General features: G+C 71.1%; 17 protein-coding genes. 8 read left to right on the top strand and 9 right to left on the bottom strand.

Annotated elements, in window-relative coordinates; genetic code table 11:
• The first annotated feature begins 257 nt into the window (after positions 1 to 257).
• The 4 genes from AB0M73_RS36280 to AB0M73_RS36265 all read left to right on the top strand — a co-directional run bounded on the left by AB0M73_RS36280 (position 258) and on the right by AB0M73_RS36265 (position 5,267).
• Positions 258 to 1,427, top strand: a complete 1,170-nt coding sequence (locus AB0M73_RS36280; RefSeq protein WP_363900782.1) for a DUF3089 domain-containing protein — start codon at positions 258 to 260, stop codon at positions 1,425 to 1,427.
• A 73-nt stretch (positions 1,428 to 1,500) separates the two neighbouring features.
• A complete protein-coding gene (locus AB0M73_RS36275) occupies positions 1,501 to 1,767 on the top strand; it encodes a hypothetical protein (protein WP_363900779.1) in 267 nt (88 codons plus the stop codon).
• A complete protein-coding gene (locus AB0M73_RS36270) occupies positions 1,764 to 2,642 on the top strand; it encodes a methyltransferase (RefSeq protein WP_363900776.1) in 879 nt (292 codons plus the stop codon). Before AB0M73_RS36275 ends, AB0M73_RS36270 begins: the two co-directional genes overlap by 4 nt.
• 24 nt (positions 2,643 to 2,666) lie before the next feature.
• On the top strand, positions 2,667 to 5,267 hold the full coding sequence (locus tag AB0M73_RS36265) for an AAA family ATPase (protein WP_363900773.1): 2,601 nt from the start codon (positions 2,667 to 2,669) through the stop codon (positions 5,265 to 5,267).
• On the opposite strand, the gene AB0M73_RS36260 is transcribed toward AB0M73_RS36265, so the two are convergent.
• From AB0M73_RS36260 to AB0M73_RS36230, 7 genes are all read right to left on the bottom strand, one after another.
• Positions 5,233 to 6,393 carry a YcaO-like family protein gene (locus AB0M73_RS36260; protein WP_363900770.1) on the bottom strand — a complete coding sequence of 387 codons (1,161 nt, stop codon included), beginning with the start codon at positions 6,391 to 6,393 and terminating at the stop codon, positions 5,233 to 5,235. The two genes, AB0M73_RS36265 and AB0M73_RS36260, sit on opposite strands and share 35 nt — an antisense overlap.
• A gap of 379 nt (positions 6,394 to 6,772) precedes the next feature.
• Entirely contained in the window at positions 6,773 to 7,423 is a 651-nt protein-coding gene (locus tag AB0M73_RS36255; RefSeq protein ID WP_363900767.1) for a DUF1254 domain-containing protein, read from the bottom strand.
• Position 7,424: 1 nt separating this feature from the next.
• The gene (locus AB0M73_RS36250; RefSeq protein WP_363900764.1) at positions 7,425 to 8,027 is read right to left on the bottom strand and encodes a DUF1214 domain-containing protein; all 603 of its coding nucleotides are present in this window, start codon (positions 8,025 to 8,027) and stop codon (positions 7,425 to 7,427) included.
• Between the two features lie 41 nt (positions 8,028 to 8,068).
• Positions 8,069 to 8,965, bottom strand: a complete 897-nt coding sequence (locus tag AB0M73_RS36245) for a DJ-1/PfpI family protein (protein ID WP_043725273.1) — start codon at positions 8,963 to 8,965, stop codon at positions 8,069 to 8,071.
• Positions 8,966 to 8,972: 7 nt separating this feature from the next.
• On the bottom strand, positions 8,973 to 9,521 hold the full coding sequence (locus AB0M73_RS36240) for an isochorismatase family protein (protein WP_363900759.1): 549 nt from the start codon (positions 9,519 to 9,521) through the stop codon (positions 8,973 to 8,975).
• A gap of 69 nt (positions 9,522 to 9,590) precedes the next feature.
• Positions 9,591 to 11,222 (bottom strand): copper resistance protein CopC, encoded by a 1,632-nt coding sequence (locus AB0M73_RS36235; protein ID WP_363900756.1) that lies wholly within the window; start codon positions 11,220 to 11,222, stop codon positions 9,591 to 9,593.
• Complete coding sequence (locus AB0M73_RS36230) at positions 11,219 to 12,619, bottom strand: DUF1775 domain-containing protein (RefSeq protein WP_363900754.1); 1,401 nt, start codon at positions 12,617 to 12,619, stop codon at positions 11,219 to 11,221. Before AB0M73_RS36230 ends, AB0M73_RS36235 begins: the two co-directional genes overlap by 4 nt.
• Here AB0M73_RS36230 and AB0M73_RS36225 point away from each other — a divergent pair.
• From AB0M73_RS36225 to AB0M73_RS36210, 4 genes are all read left to right on the top strand, one after another.
• Positions 12,600 to 13,163: a sigma-70 family RNA polymerase sigma factor gene (locus AB0M73_RS36225; RefSeq protein ID WP_363900751.1), complete on the top strand. Its 564-nt coding sequence runs from the start codon at positions 12,600 to 12,602 to the stop codon at positions 13,161 to 13,163. The two genes, AB0M73_RS36230 and AB0M73_RS36225, sit on opposite strands and share 20 nt — an antisense overlap.
• A 250-nt stretch (positions 13,164 to 13,413) precedes the next feature.
• On the top strand, positions 13,414 to 14,418 hold the full coding sequence (locus AB0M73_RS36220) for a hypothetical protein (protein WP_363900748.1): 1,005 nt from the start codon (positions 13,414 to 13,416) through the stop codon (positions 14,416 to 14,418).
• 9 nt (positions 14,419 to 14,427) lie between these two features.
• On the top strand, positions 14,428 to 15,369 hold the full coding sequence (locus AB0M73_RS36215; protein ID WP_363900745.1) for a VCBS repeat-containing protein: 942 nt from the start codon (positions 14,428 to 14,430) through the stop codon (positions 15,367 to 15,369).
• Between the two features lie 91 nt (positions 15,370 to 15,460).
• Positions 15,461 to 16,168 carry a polyprenol monophosphomannose synthase gene (locus AB0M73_RS36210; RefSeq protein ID WP_043725284.1) on the top strand — a complete coding sequence of 236 codons (708 nt, stop codon included), beginning with the start codon at positions 15,461 to 15,463 and terminating at the stop codon, positions 16,166 to 16,168.
• Here the strand turns inward: AB0M73_RS36210 and AB0M73_RS36205 are convergent.
• Both AB0M73_RS36205 and AB0M73_RS36200 read right to left on the bottom strand, forming a co-directional pair.
• Positions 16,134 to 17,954, bottom strand: a complete 1,821-nt coding sequence (locus AB0M73_RS36205; RefSeq protein WP_363900742.1) for a serine/threonine-protein kinase — start codon at positions 17,952 to 17,954, stop codon at positions 16,134 to 16,136. The two genes, AB0M73_RS36210 and AB0M73_RS36205, sit on opposite strands and share 35 nt — an antisense overlap.
• Positions 17,951 to 18,724: a hypothetical protein gene (locus AB0M73_RS36200; RefSeq protein WP_363900739.1), complete on the bottom strand. Its 774-nt coding sequence runs from the start codon at positions 18,722 to 18,724 to the stop codon at positions 17,951 to 17,953. The genes AB0M73_RS36205 and AB0M73_RS36200 overlap by 4 nt, the downstream gene beginning before the upstream one ends.
• Positions 18,725 to 18,789 lie beyond the last annotated feature (65 nt).

Here is an 18,789-nt window from a genome sequence, read left to right as displayed (position 1 = left end):
GTCCGGACGACAGATCTCGCGCAAGGCATCACGCCGGTCCCGCTCGGGGTCAGACCGGGTCGGGAGGACCACCATCTACATCCTCACTGTCCCGCTCTCCGGCACACCGAAATACGGTTTCCGGCACCCCGGCGCTGCCACATGCGCTTCCCGTTTGCGTCCTGTTGCCACATGGGAAGCGCATGTGAAAAACCCGTGTACCTCGAACGGGTGACAAGCGGGGGGAGCGGGCGGGTACCCCCTGGTTCACTTCACTCATGATCTGGGGAACCCTGGCCGCCGCGGCGGCACTGACCGCGAGCCTGGCCGTGCCGAACGCACTGCCGGCGCCGGTGTGGATGTGCCACGGCGCGTGCGGGCCGGTGACGGCTACGTACCCGGCGAGCCACGACCAAGTACCCCTCGACACCACGGACGTCACGGGCGGAAGCCCGCAGGGCACGCCGATACCGGCCGGCACGGACTGCTTCTACGTGTACCCGACGGTGGACGGCCTGCCGAACGTGGTGCCGGCGCCGTCGGACGACGAGTTCGCGCAGTCGATCGCCCAGATGGGGATGCTGGGCTGCCGGATGTTCGCCCCGACGTACCGGCAGAAGACCCTGCTGGACCTGGCGTTGTCGCTGATCACGAAGACCCCGCCGGACTACTCGGTCGGCATCGGGGACGTGGAGCAGGCCTTCCAGTACTACTGGGACCACGACAACACGGACCCGAGCACCGGCAAGCGCCGGGGAGTGGTGCTGCTCGGCCACTCGCAGGGCGCGTCGGCGCTGGCGGCGCTGCTCCAGGACAAGTTCGACAACAACCCGGACATGCGCAAGTACCTTGTCTCGGCAGTGCTGCTGGGCGGCCACATCGTGGTGCCGACGGGCCAGCCGGACGGCGGCGGCACGGATCCGAAGGCGACGTTCCAACACATCCCGGCCTGCCAGCACCCGACGGACACGGGGTGCGTGGTGGCCTACTCCAGCTACAAGCCGGGCGCGCAGGTCCCGAGCGCGGACGCCGACCTGGTCCGGGTGGTCAACGACCCGCAGCACCAGGTCCTCTGCGTGAACCCGGCGGCCGTGCTGGCCGGCGACAACGACCGGAATCCGCTGGACACGATCCTGTACACGCGAAAGCTGGTCGGCGGCAACGACTTCAACCCGTACGGCCGGATCAGCTCCCTCGGCCAGTCGCTGACGGTGCCGAACTACCCCACCGGCTTCGCCCGCTACCGCGGCACGCTGACCGGCCAGTGCAAGCAGGCGCTGGACGGCCAGAGCACGGTCTCCTGGCTGGACATCCAGGGCGGCGACAATCTGATCGGCCCGACGCAGGCCAACTTCTACGGCCTGCACGCGCTGGACTTCAACCTCACGGCGGGCGACCTGAAGGAGCTCGTCGCACGCCAGGCCACGGCCTGGACGGCGGGTACGTAACTTCACCGCGCGAAGCCGATTACGTACCGGAGAGCGTTGTCCGCCGCCGACGGCCACGGCCAGCATGAGTGGCATGGACGTGATTGCACGGGCGGAGAGCTGCTGGGGCATTCCGCACGGCGAATGCCGCGAGGACGACCCCGTCACGATCACCGAGCAGGCGGTGGCGGCGCTGAAGGAGCGCGTGGCCGAGGAGCCGGACAACGCCGACCACGCGCAGAAGCTGTCATGGGCGTTGATCAACCTGGCCCAGCTGCTGTCGGCCCGCCGCGAGCACACCCGGGCCGATCAGGTGGCGCTGGAGAGCGTGGCGATCATGCGCAGGGTGCTGGCCCGATGACGGCGGCCCGGAACGCCACGGCCCTGCTGGGTCTGCACCGCGCGGCCGCGACGCTGTCGGCGTACTCGGCGGCGGTGCAGCTGGGCCTGATCGACCAGATCGACCGCACGCCGGCGACGATCGAGGACCTGGCGATGACCTGCGGCGCAAGCGTTCGCGGGGTCCGAGTGGTGCTCGCGACGCTGGCCGACAGCGGGCTGGTGCAGCTGCGCGCCGACGGCCGCTACGAGCCGGCCACGGCCGGCCTGGCCGGGGTGCACTCGCTGCTGCCCTGGCGCGACCAGGTCACCGACTCGGTCCGCACGGGTCTGCCCGCCCGTGAGGCCGAACGTGACGTGATCACGACCCTCCTGCACGGCATGAGGGCGGACGTCGTCACCGAACTCCCCGCCGCCAGGCGCATTCTGGACGTCAGCGTGGACGGGGCGCCCTGCGGCGCGACGCTGGCGGCGAGAGACCCGCAGACCAGGGTGAGCGTGCTGGACGTGCCGGCCAACCGCCGCGCCAACCGGTGCCGGCAGTTCGACTTCCTGCCCGGCGGGCTGTTCGACGCACAACCCAGCGCCGGCGAGTACGACCTGGTGGTGCTGCCGGGCGTCTGCCATCTGCTGGACGCCGACTGCGCGGCCGAGCTGATCCACCGCTTCGTGCCGGCGCTGCGCAAGGGCGGCGCGCTGGCAGTGATCGACACCTTGGCCGGCTCGCAGGGCGCGGCGACCCACGAGCTGTCCCTGCTGCTGCGCACCCGCAGCGGCACGATCCACGACCCGGCGGACTACCGCCGCTGGCTGGCCGACGCCGGCCTGACGGCCCTTCGCCGGGTGGATGTGGGCCGACAGCCGGCGCTGACAGTGCTGACCGGCGTCAAACCCTAGGCCGATTGGTGCATACTCTGGCCCGTGGAGTCGAGGCTGGTCGGCCGGGATCGCGAGCTGGGGATCATCGACGGGGCGATCACCGCGGTCGCCGCGGGGCACGGCCGCATCCTGCTGGTCTCGGGCCAGGCGGGCATCGGCAAGTCGCGGCTGGCGGTCAGTTCGCTGCGCTTGGCCAAGGAGCGCGACTTCACGGTGCTGATGGGCTCCTCCAGCCCATTGCAGGCCGGCCTGGCCTACGCTCCGGTGGTGGAGGCGCTGCGCCGTCACCTGGGCGCGCTGCCCGACGCGGAGTCGGCCCGGCTGCTGGACGGCCTGCACGACATCGCCGGGCTGATCGCCGATCGGCGCCTGTCGCCGGCCCCGCCGACCGGGGATCCGGAGCTGGAACGCACCCGCATGTTCGAGGCCGTGCTGCGTCTGGTCGAGCGGATCACCGCGACCAGGCCGGCGTTGTTCATCGTGGACGACCTGCACTGGGCCGACCGCGGCACGATCGAACTGCTGCATTACCTGGGGCACAACAGCAAACGCCGCCGCCTGCTGCTGTGGTGCGGCTACCGCAGCGCCGAGCCGGGCGGCCCGCTGGCGGCGCTGGCCATGACCGTGCGCCGCGAGGGCGGCATCGAGCTCGCGCTGGAGCCGTTGTCGGACAAGGCTGTCGGCGAACTCGTCGGTGACCTGGTGCAACACCCGCCGCGCGAAGACGTGCTGAGCAAGGTCACCGCGCGAGCCCAGGGCGTGCCGCTGTTCGTCACGGCTTTGGTCGGCGGCGGCGAGATCCCGGCCGGCCTGCCGGTGATCATCCGCGACGTGGTGCTGGACCGCTTGCAGCGCTTGGACGATCGGGCCCGGCGATTGCTGGAGCTGATCGCCGTGGCCGGCGCGGGATCGCCGCAGCTGCTCCGTACGGTGTGGACGGACGACGGTTTCGACACCGTGCTGCGCCAACTGTTCCAGCAGGGCCTGATCGAGGAGCTCGTCGACGGGCCGACGCTGACGTACCGCGTGTCGCACCCCCTCTACGCCGAGGTCGCCTACGCGGAACTGACCGTGGGGCAACGACGTTCGCTGCACGCCACGATCGCCGCCGCCCTGGACCGCACCGACGTCCTCAAGGCCGCCCCGCACTACCGCGACGCCGGCGATCTGGTGGATCCCAAGCGGGCCTGCGAAGTCCTTGGCGCGGCTGGACAACGAGCGTTGGACGTGCACGACGCGCAGGAGGCCGTGAACTACCTCAGCGTCGCCCTGCACCACGCCCGGTCGATCGAGCACGCCGACGTGACCCCGGAGCTGATGGACGGCCTGGCCCGCGCGTTGCAGGCCAGCGGGCGGCTGGACGACGCGGCCTCGATCTGGGACCACGCCGAGGCCATGGCCCAGAGTCAGGGGGATTCGCTGCGGCAGCGGATCCTCGGCTACTACCGGTCGATGCTGGAGGCCGAGCGCGGCAACGTGCACACGCCGATGGCGCCCGTGCAGTTCGAGTCGCAGGACCCGCCGATCGGGCTGATGGTGCACTGGCTGCTTGCCGTGCGCGCCAACGACCTGGCCCGGGTGTGGTCGGTGCTGGACCGCATGATCGGCCTGACCGAGCACCAGGACACGCCCGAGGCCCGCGCGGTCGCGCACTTCGGGGCCAGCGTCGCGGCCCGGGTCGGCGGCGACTACGCGGCCGCCCACACGCAGAACCAGATCGCCATCGAGGCGGCCCGGCCGATCGCCGCCGATTCCCGGGAACACTATGCCTACGGCGCGAGACTCCAGCAGCCCGGGCTTCTGGTGCTGCGCGGCGACGTGCCGGCGGCGCTGCGGGCGACCGGCAATCCCGGCGCCGCTGAGGTGCAGTTCTACCTGCCGGGCGCGGTGCACTACGTGACGCAGATCCGCAGCTGGGTCCGGTACATCGCCGGTGATCTGCCCGCGGCGCTGGAGATCGCCGGCGAGAGCCTGGCCGAGGCCGAGCGGACGGGCCAGGACCGGCTGGTCGGCCGCGCTCGCGCCGCGCGGGCGTTCCTGTCGGCGGAGAACGGGAATCTCGCCAGTGCCGAGCAGGACCTCCAGGTGGTGCGGGAATGCTACGACGCCACGCACGACGACCTGGTCATGGTGACGGACCTGGCCGAGACGGCGTATGCGCTGCGGACCGGGGCCAAGGTCGACGACACGGCGTTCAGGCCACCGCGCCCGCTCGGCGACCTCCTGGTCGACACGCTCCGAGTGGCCTACGCCGGCTACCTGGCCGTTGCGCGCAAGGATCACGCTGTGGCGCAACGGATTCTGGGTCATCTGCGCTCCGGCGGCCGGACCTCGCCGTTCCTCGACGCCCTGGCCCTACGCCAGGAGGACCTGATGGCCGGCGCGGAGGATCGGGCCACTGCCAGGCTGGCGGCGATGGGCGTCCGACTGACCGTGCCGGACAACGGCACCCAGCCGCTGAGCCGGCGTGAACGGGAGATCGTGCGGCTGGTCGGCGCGGGCCTGACCAACGGGCAGATCGCCGAGCGGCTGTTCCTCAGCGAGCGCACCATCGAGACGCACCTGCACAACAGCTACAAGAAGCTGCGGCTGACCACCCGTCCGGCGCTCATCCGGTGGGCGCTTGAGCACGCCGACGGCTGACCCGCAGCCGCCGGCAGTCGGTCGACCGGTCCAGCCCCGGCACGAACACGTTGACCACGGCCAGGTTCCGCGTCGAGTACTGCTCCCGTGCGTAAGGCGTGAACCCCTTGCCGTGCAACATCTCCACCAGCATGTCGAGGTGCTGGCGCGGAGTGGCGGGCGCGCAGGTCTGGACGAAGCCCACCTCGGCCGCGTCCGGCAGCCGGTGGGCGAGGTTCGGCAGCTGGCGGTCGACCACCGTGGTCTGGAACTGGATCAGCTCGGTCAGGGCCCGGCCGGCCGCGACCCGGCTGGACAGCGCCGCCGCGCTGCCGGCCGCCGCCGGCCGCCCGCCGGGTTCGGGGGCCTGGAACGCGTAGTAGGCGGGAATGTCCAGGTCGGAGGTCATATCAATCAGGTGCACGGAGCGCCCGCAGCGGTCGGCGGCGGTGATCAACAGGTCGGCCAGGTCGTCCGGCAGCGTCGCCGGGTCGACCACCCGCAACGCCCGTGAGCGGTCGCCGACGACCTGATCGGCGATCAGCTGGGCCACCGCGTCCCGTTCGACCGACTCGTTGACCGCGTGCACCAGGGCTTCGGCCGCGTAGGAGCCGGCCGCCCAGCCCGCCGCCTCCACGCACGAGCCGGCGGCCGAGTAGTCGTAGAAGTCCTCGATGGTCAGCCGGGCCGACTCGCCCTGCTCGCCCCGGTACTCCGGGATCGTCAGGAACACCGGCACGTCGACGTCGGCGCTGCCGTCCAGCGCCTGGTAGCGCACGCAGCCCAGCTCGCGGGCCGGGCCCTCGGCCAGCTTGGCGATCAATGGATCCGAGGCCAGCGGTCCATTAGCCACCTCGTGCGCGTCGCGCAACCGGACCTGCCGGTTGCGCAGGCCGTCCAGGCCGCTCAGGTAGTGCTCCAGCGCCTCGAACAGCGCGCCGACGCGGGCCGTCTCCCGGTCGCCGCGGCCGAGGCCGCTGGTCGCCGGCGAGTGGAAGCCGGTGCAGCTCAGCGTGCACTGCCAACTGCCGGGATTCGCGTCCAGCAGTGGCGTGAACCGCGGCGTGAGGCCGAGCTCTCCAGCCGCCGCCAGGCCGCGCGCGAGCGCGGAGTCGAGGGGGAGGCCCCTCTCAGCCGGTACCGGCATCACGTGCAACGTCAACTCCGTCCTGCTGGACGCGGACCACGGGTCTACGGACTTGCAGGAGGTTTCCGCGGCCGCTCCAGATACGACAACGCTGACATCAGTGCCGACTTTTACCAAGTGATGTAGTAAGCCCTGCTCAGCTTTCGGGGCGAACGGGAAGGGGAAAGCGGTCCACGCGGACACACCTCCGATGTTGACCAACTGGTTGGTCAGACGGTGAGATCGTGTCGCACTTCACCAGGTCAGCGCCCTGGCCACTGGTTGATACACCGGATATCAACTTCGCCGTTGGCCGCGTACGCCACACGCCGAACCATGCGTGAACGAACTGTTGCTCCCTGCAAGTCCGATTCGCCACTGAGTGCCACATGCGCCGAATTCAGGGGGTGAGCGGCGCGAGCCGGATCTGCTGCGCCAGCGCATAGGCGGCGAGTCGGTCGTCCTCGTCCGCGGCGAACACGCGTCCGATGAGGAGGGCGGCCCGATGCGGCACGTCGATCCGGTTCATCCCGGTCGGCACAGTGCCGTTCCAGCCGGGTTCGCAGAGCAGGAAGGCGCCGGCGCCGGTCCCGGTGGTGCGCTTGCCGACGTAGGCGAAGTTGGCGCCGCTGGTCGGATCGGTGAACTGCACGCTGTAGTAGCGACCGTCCATCTCGGGCGTGTGCAGAACTTGTGGTCCGGCGTGCACATCGAGCCAACCGGCGACGTAGAGCACGTCATCGGTCCCGGTGCCCATCACGCTGCCGGTCGATGCGGAGGAGCGGTCGAGCGCGGCGTGCAGCGTGTTCACGGGGATCGGGCCGTCGCCGAATCCACGCCTGAGGATGGCCCGCCTGAGCCCGCCGACGGTGATCCGCGGCCAGTAGTAGACGAACGCGAGCGTGCCCAGCACCCACACCACGATCGCCGCCACCGCGAGCGGGATGATCGCGTCCACGCCGCCGGCCACCCGCCGGTAGACGACCCAGGTGAAGATCAGCAGGATGACGGCGGTGATGGGGTAGCCGTACTTCAGGATGAGGCGGTTCATGTCACACGACCTCGACGATCGGCGGCACTTCGTAGCTGCCGTCCACGATGGCGGCGCCCGGAAGGTACGCGCGCAGCATCAGCTTGAACCGACCGGCCGGTGTCGGCACCCAGTTCTGCGCCGGTCCGCTCGGCGCCCGCGGCTGGAGCAGGATGTCGACCGACCCGTCGGCATTCGTCACGAGACCGGAGTGGTCGTCCACGCTCGACCGGCCGGCCGGGTTGCTCACCATGTAGCCGACGGTGTCCGTCGCGGTGAGCGACCAGAAGGCGTCGTTCGGGGGCAGCTGCCCGGGCGGGAAGTGGAGTCGGTAGGCGTGCTCGCCGCTGAGCTTGTTCCCCGCGCCGTCCACGGTGGCCAGCCAGTAGGCGGCCTCCTCGAACACGTTGACGGCCGGCAGCGCCTTCTGCGACGCGGCCCGCATCAACAGCCCGTTGCCGGGCCGACCGGCCGGCCGGAACGAGCTCCAGCCGTTGACGGTGCTCGTCGCGGCCCGAGCGACCGCGTCCAGCACGAGAACCGTCGTCAGGAACGCGAACGTGCCGCCGATGATCACACCCTGCACGACACCCGAATTCGCCAGCCACGCGAGGAAGCCGCTCATGGTTGCCCATCCTGCCCCATCTCGACGGCTCCGGCCGGAAACTAGGGGCGGGCGCGGAGACGGCGGAGCATGCGGGCGTCCTCGAAGCCGACGGTGTTGGCGGCGGTTTCCACGGTCGCGCCCTGCCCGATGAGGTGCTCGGCCCGTTCGACGCGCAGGAGTTGTTGGTAGCGCAGGGGAGTGAGGCCGGTGGCCCGGGCGAACAGGCGCGTGACGGTCCGCTCGCTGCATCCGACGGCCCGCGCCAGGTCGGCCAGGGGGAGCCGGGCGGTGTAGTGGCTGTCGATGTGGTCCTGCAGCCGGTGCACGGTGTCGTTGACGTGCGAACGGTGCCGCAGCATGGCGCTGGCCTGCCGGTCGTCGCCGTTGCGGCGGGCGTAGACGACCATCTCACGGGCGATGCGGGCGGCGATGGCCGGACCGTGGGCGGTGGCCACGAGGTGCAGCGCGAGGTCGATGCCCGACGCGATGCCGGCCGAGGTGACGATCCGGCCGTCGATCACGTACAGCACGTCGTGCACGACCTGGGCGGTCGGATAGCGCTCGGCCAGCTCGTCCTGGTGCTCGTGGTGGGTGGTGCAGCGCCGGCCGTCCAACAGCCCGGCCCGCCCGAGCTGCTCGGCCCCGGAGCAGACGCTGGCGACGGTGCCGGGGAACTCCCGCAGCAGGGTCATCAGCGCCGCCCCGAGCCGCGCGGTCCTGGTCAGCCGCTGCCCGGCGCAGCCCGGCACGACGATCAGGTCGTCGGGGCCCAGCGCCGGGATCTCGGTCGTCGCCTGCACTGTGAGCCCCTGCGCGGTGGTGACGGTCTCGGTGTCGGCGAGGTAGCGCAGCCGGTAGTCGAGGCCGTGTTTGGCCGCCGCGGAGAACACCTGCGCCGGCCCGGCCAGGTCGAGCAGGTGCAGGTTGCGCGTGAGCAGGAAGGCGACGGTCGGCATGATCCGGTCAGCCTACGGCCAGCTCCGCGATCGTGCTGATGGTCGCGAAACGGCCCGACAGCGCGTATTCGGTGCGCTCGATGATGTCCTCGACGCCGAGCTCGCCGACGCCGCTGCGGTGCGCGATCGGGAAGGTGGCGGTCGCCTCGGTCACGTAGGTGACGTCGAAGCCGAGATCGGCGGCGACACGGGCGGTGGTCTCGCAGCACTGCTCGGTCTGGATGCCGCAGACCACCAGCTCCCGAATCCCCTTCTCGGTGAGGATCTGCTGGAGGTTGGTGGTGGTGAAGGCGTTGCGGGAGGTCTTGGTCAGCACCGGCTCGCCGGCCGCCGGCACGAGCCCGTCCATCAGCCGCACGTGGCCGCCGGCCGGGTCGAACGGGTTGCCGGTGCCGGGCTCGGTGTGCAGCACCCACACCACCAGGTCGCCGGCCGCGCGGGCGATGTCGACCAGCCGGGTGCCGCGGGCGGCGATGTCCGGTGTGGACACTCGGGCCCAGTTCTCCCGATGCCGGAACGATTCCTGGATGTCGATGACGATCAGTGCCTTGGTCACGACACCGATCGTGCCCGCCCGCGCGCCCGGGGGACAGGCACGGTCTCGTCGTCATGCGGAACGATCCGGTCAGGACACCTGCCACATGCCGGCGGCGGTGGTCTCGTCGATGTCGGAGGTTCGCACGGTCACCGCGACCTGCCACGCGCCGGCCAGGGGGATCTGGGCCTCGGCGGCACGGTAGCGGCCCTTGCCGACGTGCTGCATGTCGATCTTCAACGGTCCGATGCCGCGCTCCTTCAACGTCAGCTCGACGGTCACCTCGGGCACGTCGTGGGCCGTGCCGCCCTGGTCCTCGACGGTGACGTCGAGCAGGTTGGGGCCGACGTGCGCGGGCGTGATGTAGATCTTCAGATTGCCCTTGCCGCCCGGCCCGCCGGTGTCGAACGGCAGGGTCTGGCCGTCGGGCGTGGCCTGCACGATCGGCGTGGTGGCGGCCTCGGCCGTACGGGCGGGTTCGGCGTTGACCAGGGCCGCGGTGAGCCCGAGCACGATCACCGCGCCGGCCGTCTCGATCATGATGGGCCGCCGCAGCTTGCCCACGTGCGAGCGGACCCATTTGCGGGAGAAGTAGGCGGCGGCCAGGACGACCAGCACGCCGGCGATCTTCAACAGCAGCAGGCGGCCGTACTCGGTGTCGAAGAAACCGGCCCAGCTGCCGAGCTGCCGCCAGCTCTGGTACGTCCCGGTCGCCACCAGCACGCCGACACACACCACGGCGACCTGCGAGAACCGTTGCACCGCCGCATGTGGCGGCTTGGCCCGCCACAGCACGACGAGCCCGCCGAGCCAGACGCCCATGGCGTCCAGGTGCAGCACATCGACCGGCAGCGCGAGATCGGCCTGGAAGCCGGCGGCCGCGTGCCCGGACATCGACCACGTCCAGGCGAGGGCGTTGAGCAGCACCACGCCGATGCCGCCGAACACCGAACGCCGGTTGGGCGTCCACTCCTGCGTGGCCAGGATTTCGCTGATGAACGGGGCGGCAAAGGCCAGCAGCACGATCCGGACGATGACGCCCGTGCCGAGTGCGATGTCCAATGTGGACGAGAACAGGGTGCCGTCGAACAGCCGGTCCAGCCCGGCCCCGGCGCCGTAAGGTCCTTGCAGCAGCGCGCCGGCGACGGTCGCGAGCAGCAACGTCAGCCACGAGCCGCCGATCAGTCGCCTCACGTGGCGGTGCACGGCGCCGGCCGGCCAGCACCAGAACACGAAGGCCACGGCCCCGACGAGCAGCGCGAACGACGCGTACTCGAGCCCGCGGGCCGTCCAGTACACAATGGACACCGCGAGGCTGCCGGAGGCGGGCGCGGCCACCGGGACGGCGGCCGAGGCGTGGCCGACGGAGAAGGTGAAGGCGCCGGAGATCGGGTGCGAGTCGGCGGAAACCACGTGCCAGGACACGGTGTACGTGCCCTCGGCCGTCGAGGTGATCGGCACGCCGACGGTGCTGCCCTGGCCGTCGATGTGGTCGGCCTTGCTGTTGTCGGCCGTCGAGCCGTCGGGGGCGATCACGTGCACGCCGTCCGGCGTGATCTGCACGGCCTCCCCGAACGTCAGCGTGACCCGCGTTGGCGCGGACTGCACCAGGGATCCGTTGGAGGGGGTGGAGGATTCCAGCACGGCGTGCGCAGACGCCAGGCCGGCGGTCGCGGCCATCGCCGCGAACACGCCGGCCAGCACCACTAGGAAAGCCCTCATTCGGTGGCACGCCCGCGGCGCAGCGCCACCATCGCCAGCGCACCGGCGGCGAGGCCGATGATGATGCCTACAATGCCGAAGACCAACGGCAGCGTGGTGTCCGAAGTAGAGCTTGTGGCCGCCGCCGCCGGCGCGACAGCGGCGGTCGTGGCGGCCTTCGGGGTCAACTTCACCGTCGGGGCCGGGTGTTCGGCCCCCGCCGTGGTGTCGATCCACCGGACCACGTCACCGTTGTCGTAGGTCTGCACGGCCTTGAACACCAGGCTGTCCGTGTCGGTCGGCAGCGGGCCGAGCGAGACCTCGAACTCCTCGAAGGTGTCCGGCGTGACCTTGCCGCCGGTCCAGGTGATCTTGGAGACCACCTCGGCCACGTCGCCGTCGTCCGACTTCACCGGCTTGGCCGGCTTGGCCTTGTCCACCTGGACCGTCCAGCCCGGCACCGCCTTGGTCTCCACCGACGCGATCGGATGGTCGGTCGGGAAGGTGACCTCCAGCTTGGTGGTGGCGGCGTTGTCCTCCTCGTTGGGCACCCGAAACGCGATCTTCGAGTAGCTGCCCTGCGCCGCGGTGTTCGGCTGGGCCGTCACGTGCGCGTAGGCGCTGCCCGTCACCGCGAGCAGGCCGCCCACCACGATCGAGCCGAGCACGCCGAGCCGCTTCGCTGTCCTCATCGGGAACCTCCATGTCTGACGGGCCGTCGCCCTACTGGTCGTCCCCGAGCCTCGGATGGTTCCCAGCAATGCCACCAGAATCAGGCCGACCGCCAGCGGGATGTGCGTCACCAGCCGGTTCCAGCCCACCGCGTGCGCGCCGAGGTCGAAGGTCGACACCAGCACCAGCACCGCCACCACGCTGCCCAGCAGCGGCAACTGCGCCTTGGCCCGCTTCGGATCCACGGCCACGACCGCCAGCACCACCCCCAGCGCGAAGTTGAAGGCGGAGGTCTCGTGGTCCATGTGCCCGGCCATCATCATCGGGTCGTCCCGGCCGAGCAGCTCGACCACGGAGACCGCGGCCTGCGCGAACGCGGCAAGGACAAGGCCGATGCGGATCAGCGCGTAAGGAAGGGAGAGACGGCGAGGAGCCGGCTTCTGCTCGGAGAAGGCCGCCTGAGCTGTTAAATCCTCGTCGAGCGGAGGCAGCACTGCCTCCGTCAAGTCCCGCTCCTCGCCCGCGGGCGACAACACGGTCAGCCGGTTGATCCGGGCCGCCCGGTCCTGCCAGCTCGCGCAGGCCCGACAGCCCTGCACGTGCCGGTCCACGTCCGTCATGGCCACGCCGGGGACAGCCTCCCCGTCCATGGCCGCCGAGAGCGCCTCACGCGCGATGCCGCAGTCCACGTGGAGCCAGGTCGTCGGGGCGTCCGGGAAAGTTCCCGTGAACCTGCCAGTAACCACTGGCGTATCTCTGGACGTGGACGCCGAGATCACCCAGTTCGCCCTGGCCGCGCAGCGCGGCGACCGGGCGGCTGCCGCCGAGTTCGTCCGTTCGACGCAGCGGCAGCTGCGCCGGCTGATGGCCTACCTGGGCGACCCGGGCCAGGCCGACGACCTCGCGCAGGAGACGTATCTACGGGCGTTCGCGGCGCTACCCCGCTACGAAGGCCGCTCCCCGGCCCGGATGTGGTTGCTGGCCATCGCCCGCCGCGTCGCCGCCGACCACGTCCGCACGGCGCAGCGCTCGCCCCGTACGACCAGCGCCGAGACCTGGATGGACACCGAGGTCGCCGGTCCGGAGGGCCTGATCGCGTTGCGGGCCGCCATCGACTCCCTGGACCCGGAGCGCCGGGAGGCGTTCGTGCTGACCAGGGTGGTCGGCCTGTCCTACGTCGAGGCGGCCGAGGTCTGCGACTGCCCGGTCGGCACGATCCGCTCCCGCGTGTTCCGGGCCCGCGCCGAACTGGTCGACGCGCTCGACACCCGGCTGGAGATCGCCCGCTGAATTCGGACGATTGAGGCAACCTGGACGGCCCCTGGCGCGTGAGCGTGGTGTTGGCATCACCGGTTCAGGGGAGGACCAGCCATGCCGAAACCCGTGTCGCGGCCGCATCGGTCGCGCTGTTATGCCTGCTCGGCGTCACTCTGCTGCCGACGGCGGCCGCCGAGGCGGCGCAGACCCCGGGCCCGCTGCAAAGCTGGACCCAGGTCAACAAGGCCGCCCCAACACCTCCTACTGGACGGCCGATCGCGCCGTGGCCCGGGTCGGCAGTGTCGACGATGGCCTGTGGCGGGCGTTCTTCCAGCTGGATGTGAAGGCGATCAACGGCTCCAAGGTCCACGGCGCGGAGTTCCACATCCCGCCGGACCGCGCACGGCCGTGCGTGCCGGCCCAGGTCGACCTGTGGGCCGCCCGGCCCATCGACCCGGGCAAGCCGCTGACCTGGAACAACAGCAAGAACTACTGGCTCGGTGACGGGCCGCTGGCCACGGCCGTCGACCCCGACTGCGGCGGCCGGCTGGAGTTCTCCACCGACGCGCTGGCCAAGCTGGCCCAGCAGGCCGCCGGCCGAAAGACCGGCGTCGTCACCGTCGGTCTGCGTGCCCACGACGAATCCGCGCCGGGCCTGGCCCTCCAGCCGGCCGATCCGCACTACCCGGTCGGGCTGTCCACCGTGTACAACAACGCGCCCACCGTCACGACCGTCGCCATGTCCAACGGCCGGCCGTGCGGCACGGCGGCCGCGCCCACGCTGGTCGCGGGGGTCAGGCAGTTCAGCGCTCGCGTGGCCGACGTCGACAGCGGCGACCTCGACACCGTGCGGCTGGAGGTGTTGCGCCCCGACGGCACGATCGTCCACGCCGCCGAGTCGGGCTCCGTGCCGCCGGGCACCGCGTTCTCCTGGCCGGAGCTCCCGGCCGGCACCCTGACCGACGGCCCGGTCTACCACTACCACGCGCAGGCGCGGGACGCCCTGGACACGGGACCGTCCACATCGGACTGCTACTTCACCGTCGACTCCGTGCGCCCGCACACGCCGACGGTGTCCTCGACCGACTTCCCGCCCGAGGGCGAGCCGGCGATCATGGCCCGCACCACCGGCACGGTCACGGTGCGGCTGGCCGGCGGCGACACCGACGTGGACACCTTCCTGTGGGGCACCCAACAGGACTCCCTGTTCAACCGGATCGCCGTCGGCCCGGACGGCACGGCCACGGTGCCGGTGACCGTGGCCGACTACTACGGCGGCCGGTTCTAGGTCCGGGCCGTGGATCGGGCCGGAAACCTCAGTGACGGGTCGCAGGCCTACGACCTCGGCGTGTTCAGGAATCCGGCGCCGCCGACGCACACCCGTGGCGACGTGACCGGCGACGGACGGCCCGACGCGACCATGGTCCTCGACAACGGCGACGTCTGGACGTTCGTGGCCAGGGACGGCGGCTTCTACCGTGGCACGGTCGGTTTCTACCCCGGCTACGGCATCCTCAACTACACGCCGCCCCCCGGTCCCTACGCGCGCGGCGACTTCAACGGCGACGGCCGCACGGATCTGGTGTACGCGGCCAGGACCGGGCTGGTCCAGCTCATCTCCAGCGGCAACGACTACGACGTCCCGCCGCCGGTCGACGCGCCCAAGCCGGACCGGATGGCCGCCGGTGACTTCGACGGCGACGGCAGGGCCGATGTCGCGTTGCAGTACCAGGGGCAGATTTCCGTGCTGTCCAACGGAACCGTCACCACCTGGCTGCAGGGTGGGGCGGGGGAGCTGGTGGCCGGCGACTTCGACGGCGACGGCAAGGCCGATCTCGCCACGATCGACGGCGACAAGCTGACGTTCTACCGCTCGACCGGCTCTGCTTTCGAGGCCGGCACGACCGTCGGCGCCGACAAGGTCGACGCTGCCTCGGCCGTGTCCGGTGACATGGACGGCGACGGGCGCGATGACGTGATCGCCCTGACCACGCACGGCGTGACCGTTTTCGGCTCGGCCGCGAAGTTCGCGCCCCGCACGTGGTCGAGCTTCGACGCCGGCAAGGCCGTCCTCAGCACCGGCGACTTCGACCTCGACGGCCACGCCGACCTGGCAGTGCTGCGGGGCAGCGGGACGACGGAGCTGTGGACGCTGCGGTCCACCGGCCAGGCGTTCGGCGACGCGGTGCTCGGCGGCCGGGAAGTGACCGGAGGGACGCCACTGCATGTCGGGACGTGAGCGCGACACGCCCCGGGCAAGATCGACGGGATGGGGCCGGAGAGCCGTTAGACTCCGGCCCCATCCCGTCACCACGCCGCAGAGGATCACCATGAAGGTTGTTGTTGTCGTGCCGACGTACAACGAGCGCGAGAACCTGCCCGTGCTGGTGGCCAAGCTGCGCGAGCTGGGAATGCCCGAGCTGCACGTGCTCGTGGTCGACGACAACTCGCCCGACGGCACCGGCGACGTGGCCGACGGCCTGGCCGGCGACGACCTGGGCGTGCTGCACCGCACCGAGAAGGACGGCCTCGGCCGCGCCTACCTCGCCGGCATCGGCCGCGCCCTGGACGAGGGCGCCGACGTGGTGATCCAGATGGACGCCGACCTGTCGCACCCGGTCGACCGCATCCCGGCCATGCTGGAGAAGCTGGAGAGCACCGACGCCGGCGTGGTGCTGGGCTCACGCTATGTGCCGGGCGGGCAGACCGCGTCGGAGTGGCCGTGGCACCGCAAGGCGTTGTCCGCGTGGGCCAACTTCTACGTCAACGCCATCCTGCACCTCAAGGTCAAGGACGCCACCGCCGGCTTCAAGGCCTGGCGGGCCGCCACGCTGCGGGCCATCGACCTGCCCACGATCCGCAGCAACGGCTACTCGTTCCAGGTGGAGATGAACTACCGGACCGTGAAGCGGGGCCTGCGCATCCTGGAGGTGCCGATCGTGTTCGAGGAGCGGGCCGAGGGCGCCTCCAAGATGACCCTGGGCGTGCAGCTGGAGTCGGCGATCACGCCCTGGAAGCTGCTGTTCGGGCGGATGTAGCCCACACCGTCGCCACCGCGGCGACCACACCCGCCACCGTGCAGCCGATTCCGTACAGCAGCGCCGGTTCGTGCGCGGCCAGCACCGCCACCAGCAGCCAGCCGGCGGCGCCGAACAGCGCGCCCAGCGGCACGGCCGCCACGTACTTGCCGGCGCCCTTCCGTCCACGTCGGACGGTCCGCAGGGTGGATTCCAGGTAGGCCAGGGCGAACAGGCAGGCCAGCAGGCTGCCCGCGCCCATGGCGCTGGCCAGCGGGAACTGCTGGGGGATGGCCGGGAACTCCTGCGTCCCGGCCGGTGACTGGATCTTGCCGGTGACCGCCCCGCCCACCAGCCAGCGCGTGATCGCCGGGAACGCCACCGAGTCATGTCCCGATGCAGTGGCCACCGTGATTCCGGCCAGCGACAGGGACATCGTGGCCGGGCCGCCGGTGATCGGGACCGGGATGCTCAGGTCGATGTTGGTCTGCTGCCCCGGCGCCGAGCCCATGACCGCGAGCTGTGTCACGGCTGTGCGCGCCCCGGGCGTCGGGGCCGCGAAGGCCAGCACCACCATGGCCACAAAGGAAATCGCCGCGATCAGCCCGGGGATCAAGGCCGACCTGGTGGCCGAGGGTCCTTCGAGAATCCCGGAGTGCCCGGGCCCGAACCGGTCCGGCTGCGTGCTGGCGGACCGGTCCCGTTCTTCCCCGACGCGGCCGGGCTCCTGGCCGCGTTGGCCGCCGACTCGGCCCGGTTCCTGGCCGTATCTTGCCGTGTGCTCCCGAGCCGTCGGGGCCTCCCGAAACTGCGCCGGCTGCTCGAACTGGTCCCGCTCGGTCTCGAACCAGTCCTGCCTGGTCCCGTCCTCGAACCGCGTGGCCTGCAACGTGGGCCGGATCCGGGGCTGCGAGCCGCCGCCGGTGACGCGGGGCGACAGGTGCACCGGAATCCCCGACCGTGGCAGCCATCCCGGGCCGAAGGTGGTGTCGGCGGCGGCGGAGAGGTCGGCGGCGAAGGCCTCGGCGTCACGGTAGCGCTGGCTGGTTTCCCTTGCCACGGACCGCATCACGACCTCGGCCAACGGGCCGGGCACGCCGGTGATGGGCCGGGGGTCGCCGAAGATGTGCTGGCGCATCATGCTCAGCGCGCCACGGTCCTCGGCGAACGGCAGGGTGCCGGACAGCAGCTCGTACAGGACGGTGCCGGCGGAGTAGACGTCGGCGGCCGGGGTGAGGGGATTGCCGGAGGCCTGCTCGGGCGAGATGTAGGCGGGCGTGCCGAGGACCTCGCCGCCGTGGGTCATGAGCGTGGTGCCCTCGCTGATCACCTGCGCGATGCCGAAGTCGGCCACCTTGAGCACGCCCTGCCTGGTGAACAACAGGTTCTTGGGCTTGACGTCCAGGTGCAGCACCCCGGCCGAGTGGGCGGCGTGCAGGCCGGCCAGCGTGGCCAGGATGATCGCGCAGGCGGCGTCGGGTGTGATGCCACGGCCCTGGGTGCGGTCGAAAACCGTGCCGCCGTCGAGCTTTTCCATCACCAGCAGGCTGTCGTAGGCGGTGCGCACGTAGTCGTACACCGGCACGATGTGCGGGTGGTCCAGGCTGGCCAGCACCTTGGCCTCGCGGTCGAAACGGCTGCCCATGCCGGGCTTGTGCACCATCTCGGCCGGCAGTTGTTTGATCGCCACGTGCCGGCCGAGCGACCGGTGCACGCCGGCGTACACCACGCCCATGCCGCCGGCCCCGATCATCGAGCCGACCTGGTACTGCGGCAGGGCGTTGACGACGTTCGCGGGGGCGGTCACCCGGTCACCTCGGTGGTGGTCAGCAGGCCGGCGGTCTCGGGCTCGGCGACGGCGGGCATCGGGTGCGGGGTGATGTAGCCGAGCACCAGCCCGATCGCCGTGGTGCCGACGATGATAGGGATCTCCACGCCGGGTTCCGGTGGAATCACCCGGAGTACGGACAACGTGACCACCGCGACGAGCCCGGTGCCGAAGCCGGCGGGCATGAAGCGCAGCGCCCGGCGCAGGCGGTTGGCCGGCAGGCGGTGCCGGGCCAGGGCCAGCAGGCACGCCGTCCAGGCGGCGATGGTCAGCAGCAGCACGGCGATGCCGAAAACCCCGTACACGGAAAGGATCGAGCCCCGCACGTCGGTGGTGGTGTCCACGGCGGCGAGCTCGTTGCGGTCCACATCGAACAGTTGCACGGCCGCCGGTAACAGGCCGATCGCCTGCCCGTCAAGGTCCGCGAGGTCAAGACCGAAGGTGCGGACGGACCGGCCGTGCGCGGCGACGTCGAACGGCAGGGTCGTGTCATAGGCGAAGAACGTCAGCGCCAATGCCGTGCCGGACAGGCGAATGCTCCGGATGTGCACGGCCGAGCCGGAGTTGTTGGTGACGGTGACCGACAGCTCCACCGGGCTTCGCGGCGTGATCACCATGGTGTGGCCGGAGATGTCCTGGCCGTCCAGGCTCACGGCCAGCGTCAGCGGATCATCCGACGCCTGCGCCGGCGTGGCGGTCAGCAGCAGACCGGCCGCGAGGGCAACCGCGACACCGGTGAGACGTCCCATCGAGAACTCCCAGTTGAGCCGGGCTTGACTGGCGGGAGATGCTACCGCCGGGCGGCATCGCGTGG

The sequence above is a fragment of the Kutzneria sp. NPDC051319 genome (assembly GCF_040682195.1).
Lineage (GTDB): Bacteria > Actinomycetota > Actinomycetes > Mycobacteriales > Pseudonocardiaceae > Kutzneria.
Note: the sequence above shows the minus strand (reverse complement) of the source record. Positions and strands in the feature narration are given on the sequence as shown.

Bases quoted from the DNA above. Each gene is read 5' to 3' on its own strand.
- AB0M73_RS36235 (WP_363900756.1), bottom strand. From the start codon at position 11,222: ATGAGGGCTTTCCTAGTGGTGCTGGCCGGCGTGTTCGCGGCGATGGCC.
- AB0M73_RS36275 (WP_363900779.1), top strand. From the start codon at position 1,501: ATGGACGTGATTGCACGGGCGGAGAGCTGCTGGGGCATTCCGCACGGC.
- AB0M73_RS36280 (WP_363900782.1), top strand. From the start codon at position 258: ATGATCTGGGGAACCCTGGCCGCCGCGGCGGCACTGACCGCGAGCCTG.
- AB0M73_RS36200 (WP_363900739.1), bottom strand. From the start codon at position 18,724: ATGGGACGTCTCACCGGTGTCGCGGTTGCCCTCGCGGCCGGTCTGCTG.
- AB0M73_RS36255 (WP_363900767.1), bottom strand. From the start codon at position 7,423: ATGAACCGCCTCATCCTGAAGTACGGCTACCCCATCACCGCCGTCATC.
- AB0M73_RS36260 (WP_363900770.1), bottom strand. From the start codon at position 6,393: ATGCCGGTACCGGCTGAGAGGGGCCTCCCCCTCGACTCCGCGCTCGCG.
- AB0M73_RS36210 (WP_043725284.1), top strand. From the start codon at position 15,461: ATGAAGGTTGTTGTTGTCGTGCCGACGTACAACGAGCGCGAGAACCTG.
- AB0M73_RS36270 (WP_363900776.1), top strand. From the start codon at position 1,764: ATGACGGCGGCCCGGAACGCCACGGCCCTGCTGGGTCTGCACCGCGCG.
- AB0M73_RS36250 (WP_363900764.1), bottom strand. From the start codon at position 8,027: ATGAGCGGCTTCCTCGCGTGGCTGGCGAATTCGGGTGTCGTGCAGGGT.
- AB0M73_RS36245 (WP_043725273.1), bottom strand. From the start codon at position 8,965: ATGCCGACCGTCGCCTTCCTGCTCACGCGCAACCTGCACCTGCTCGAC.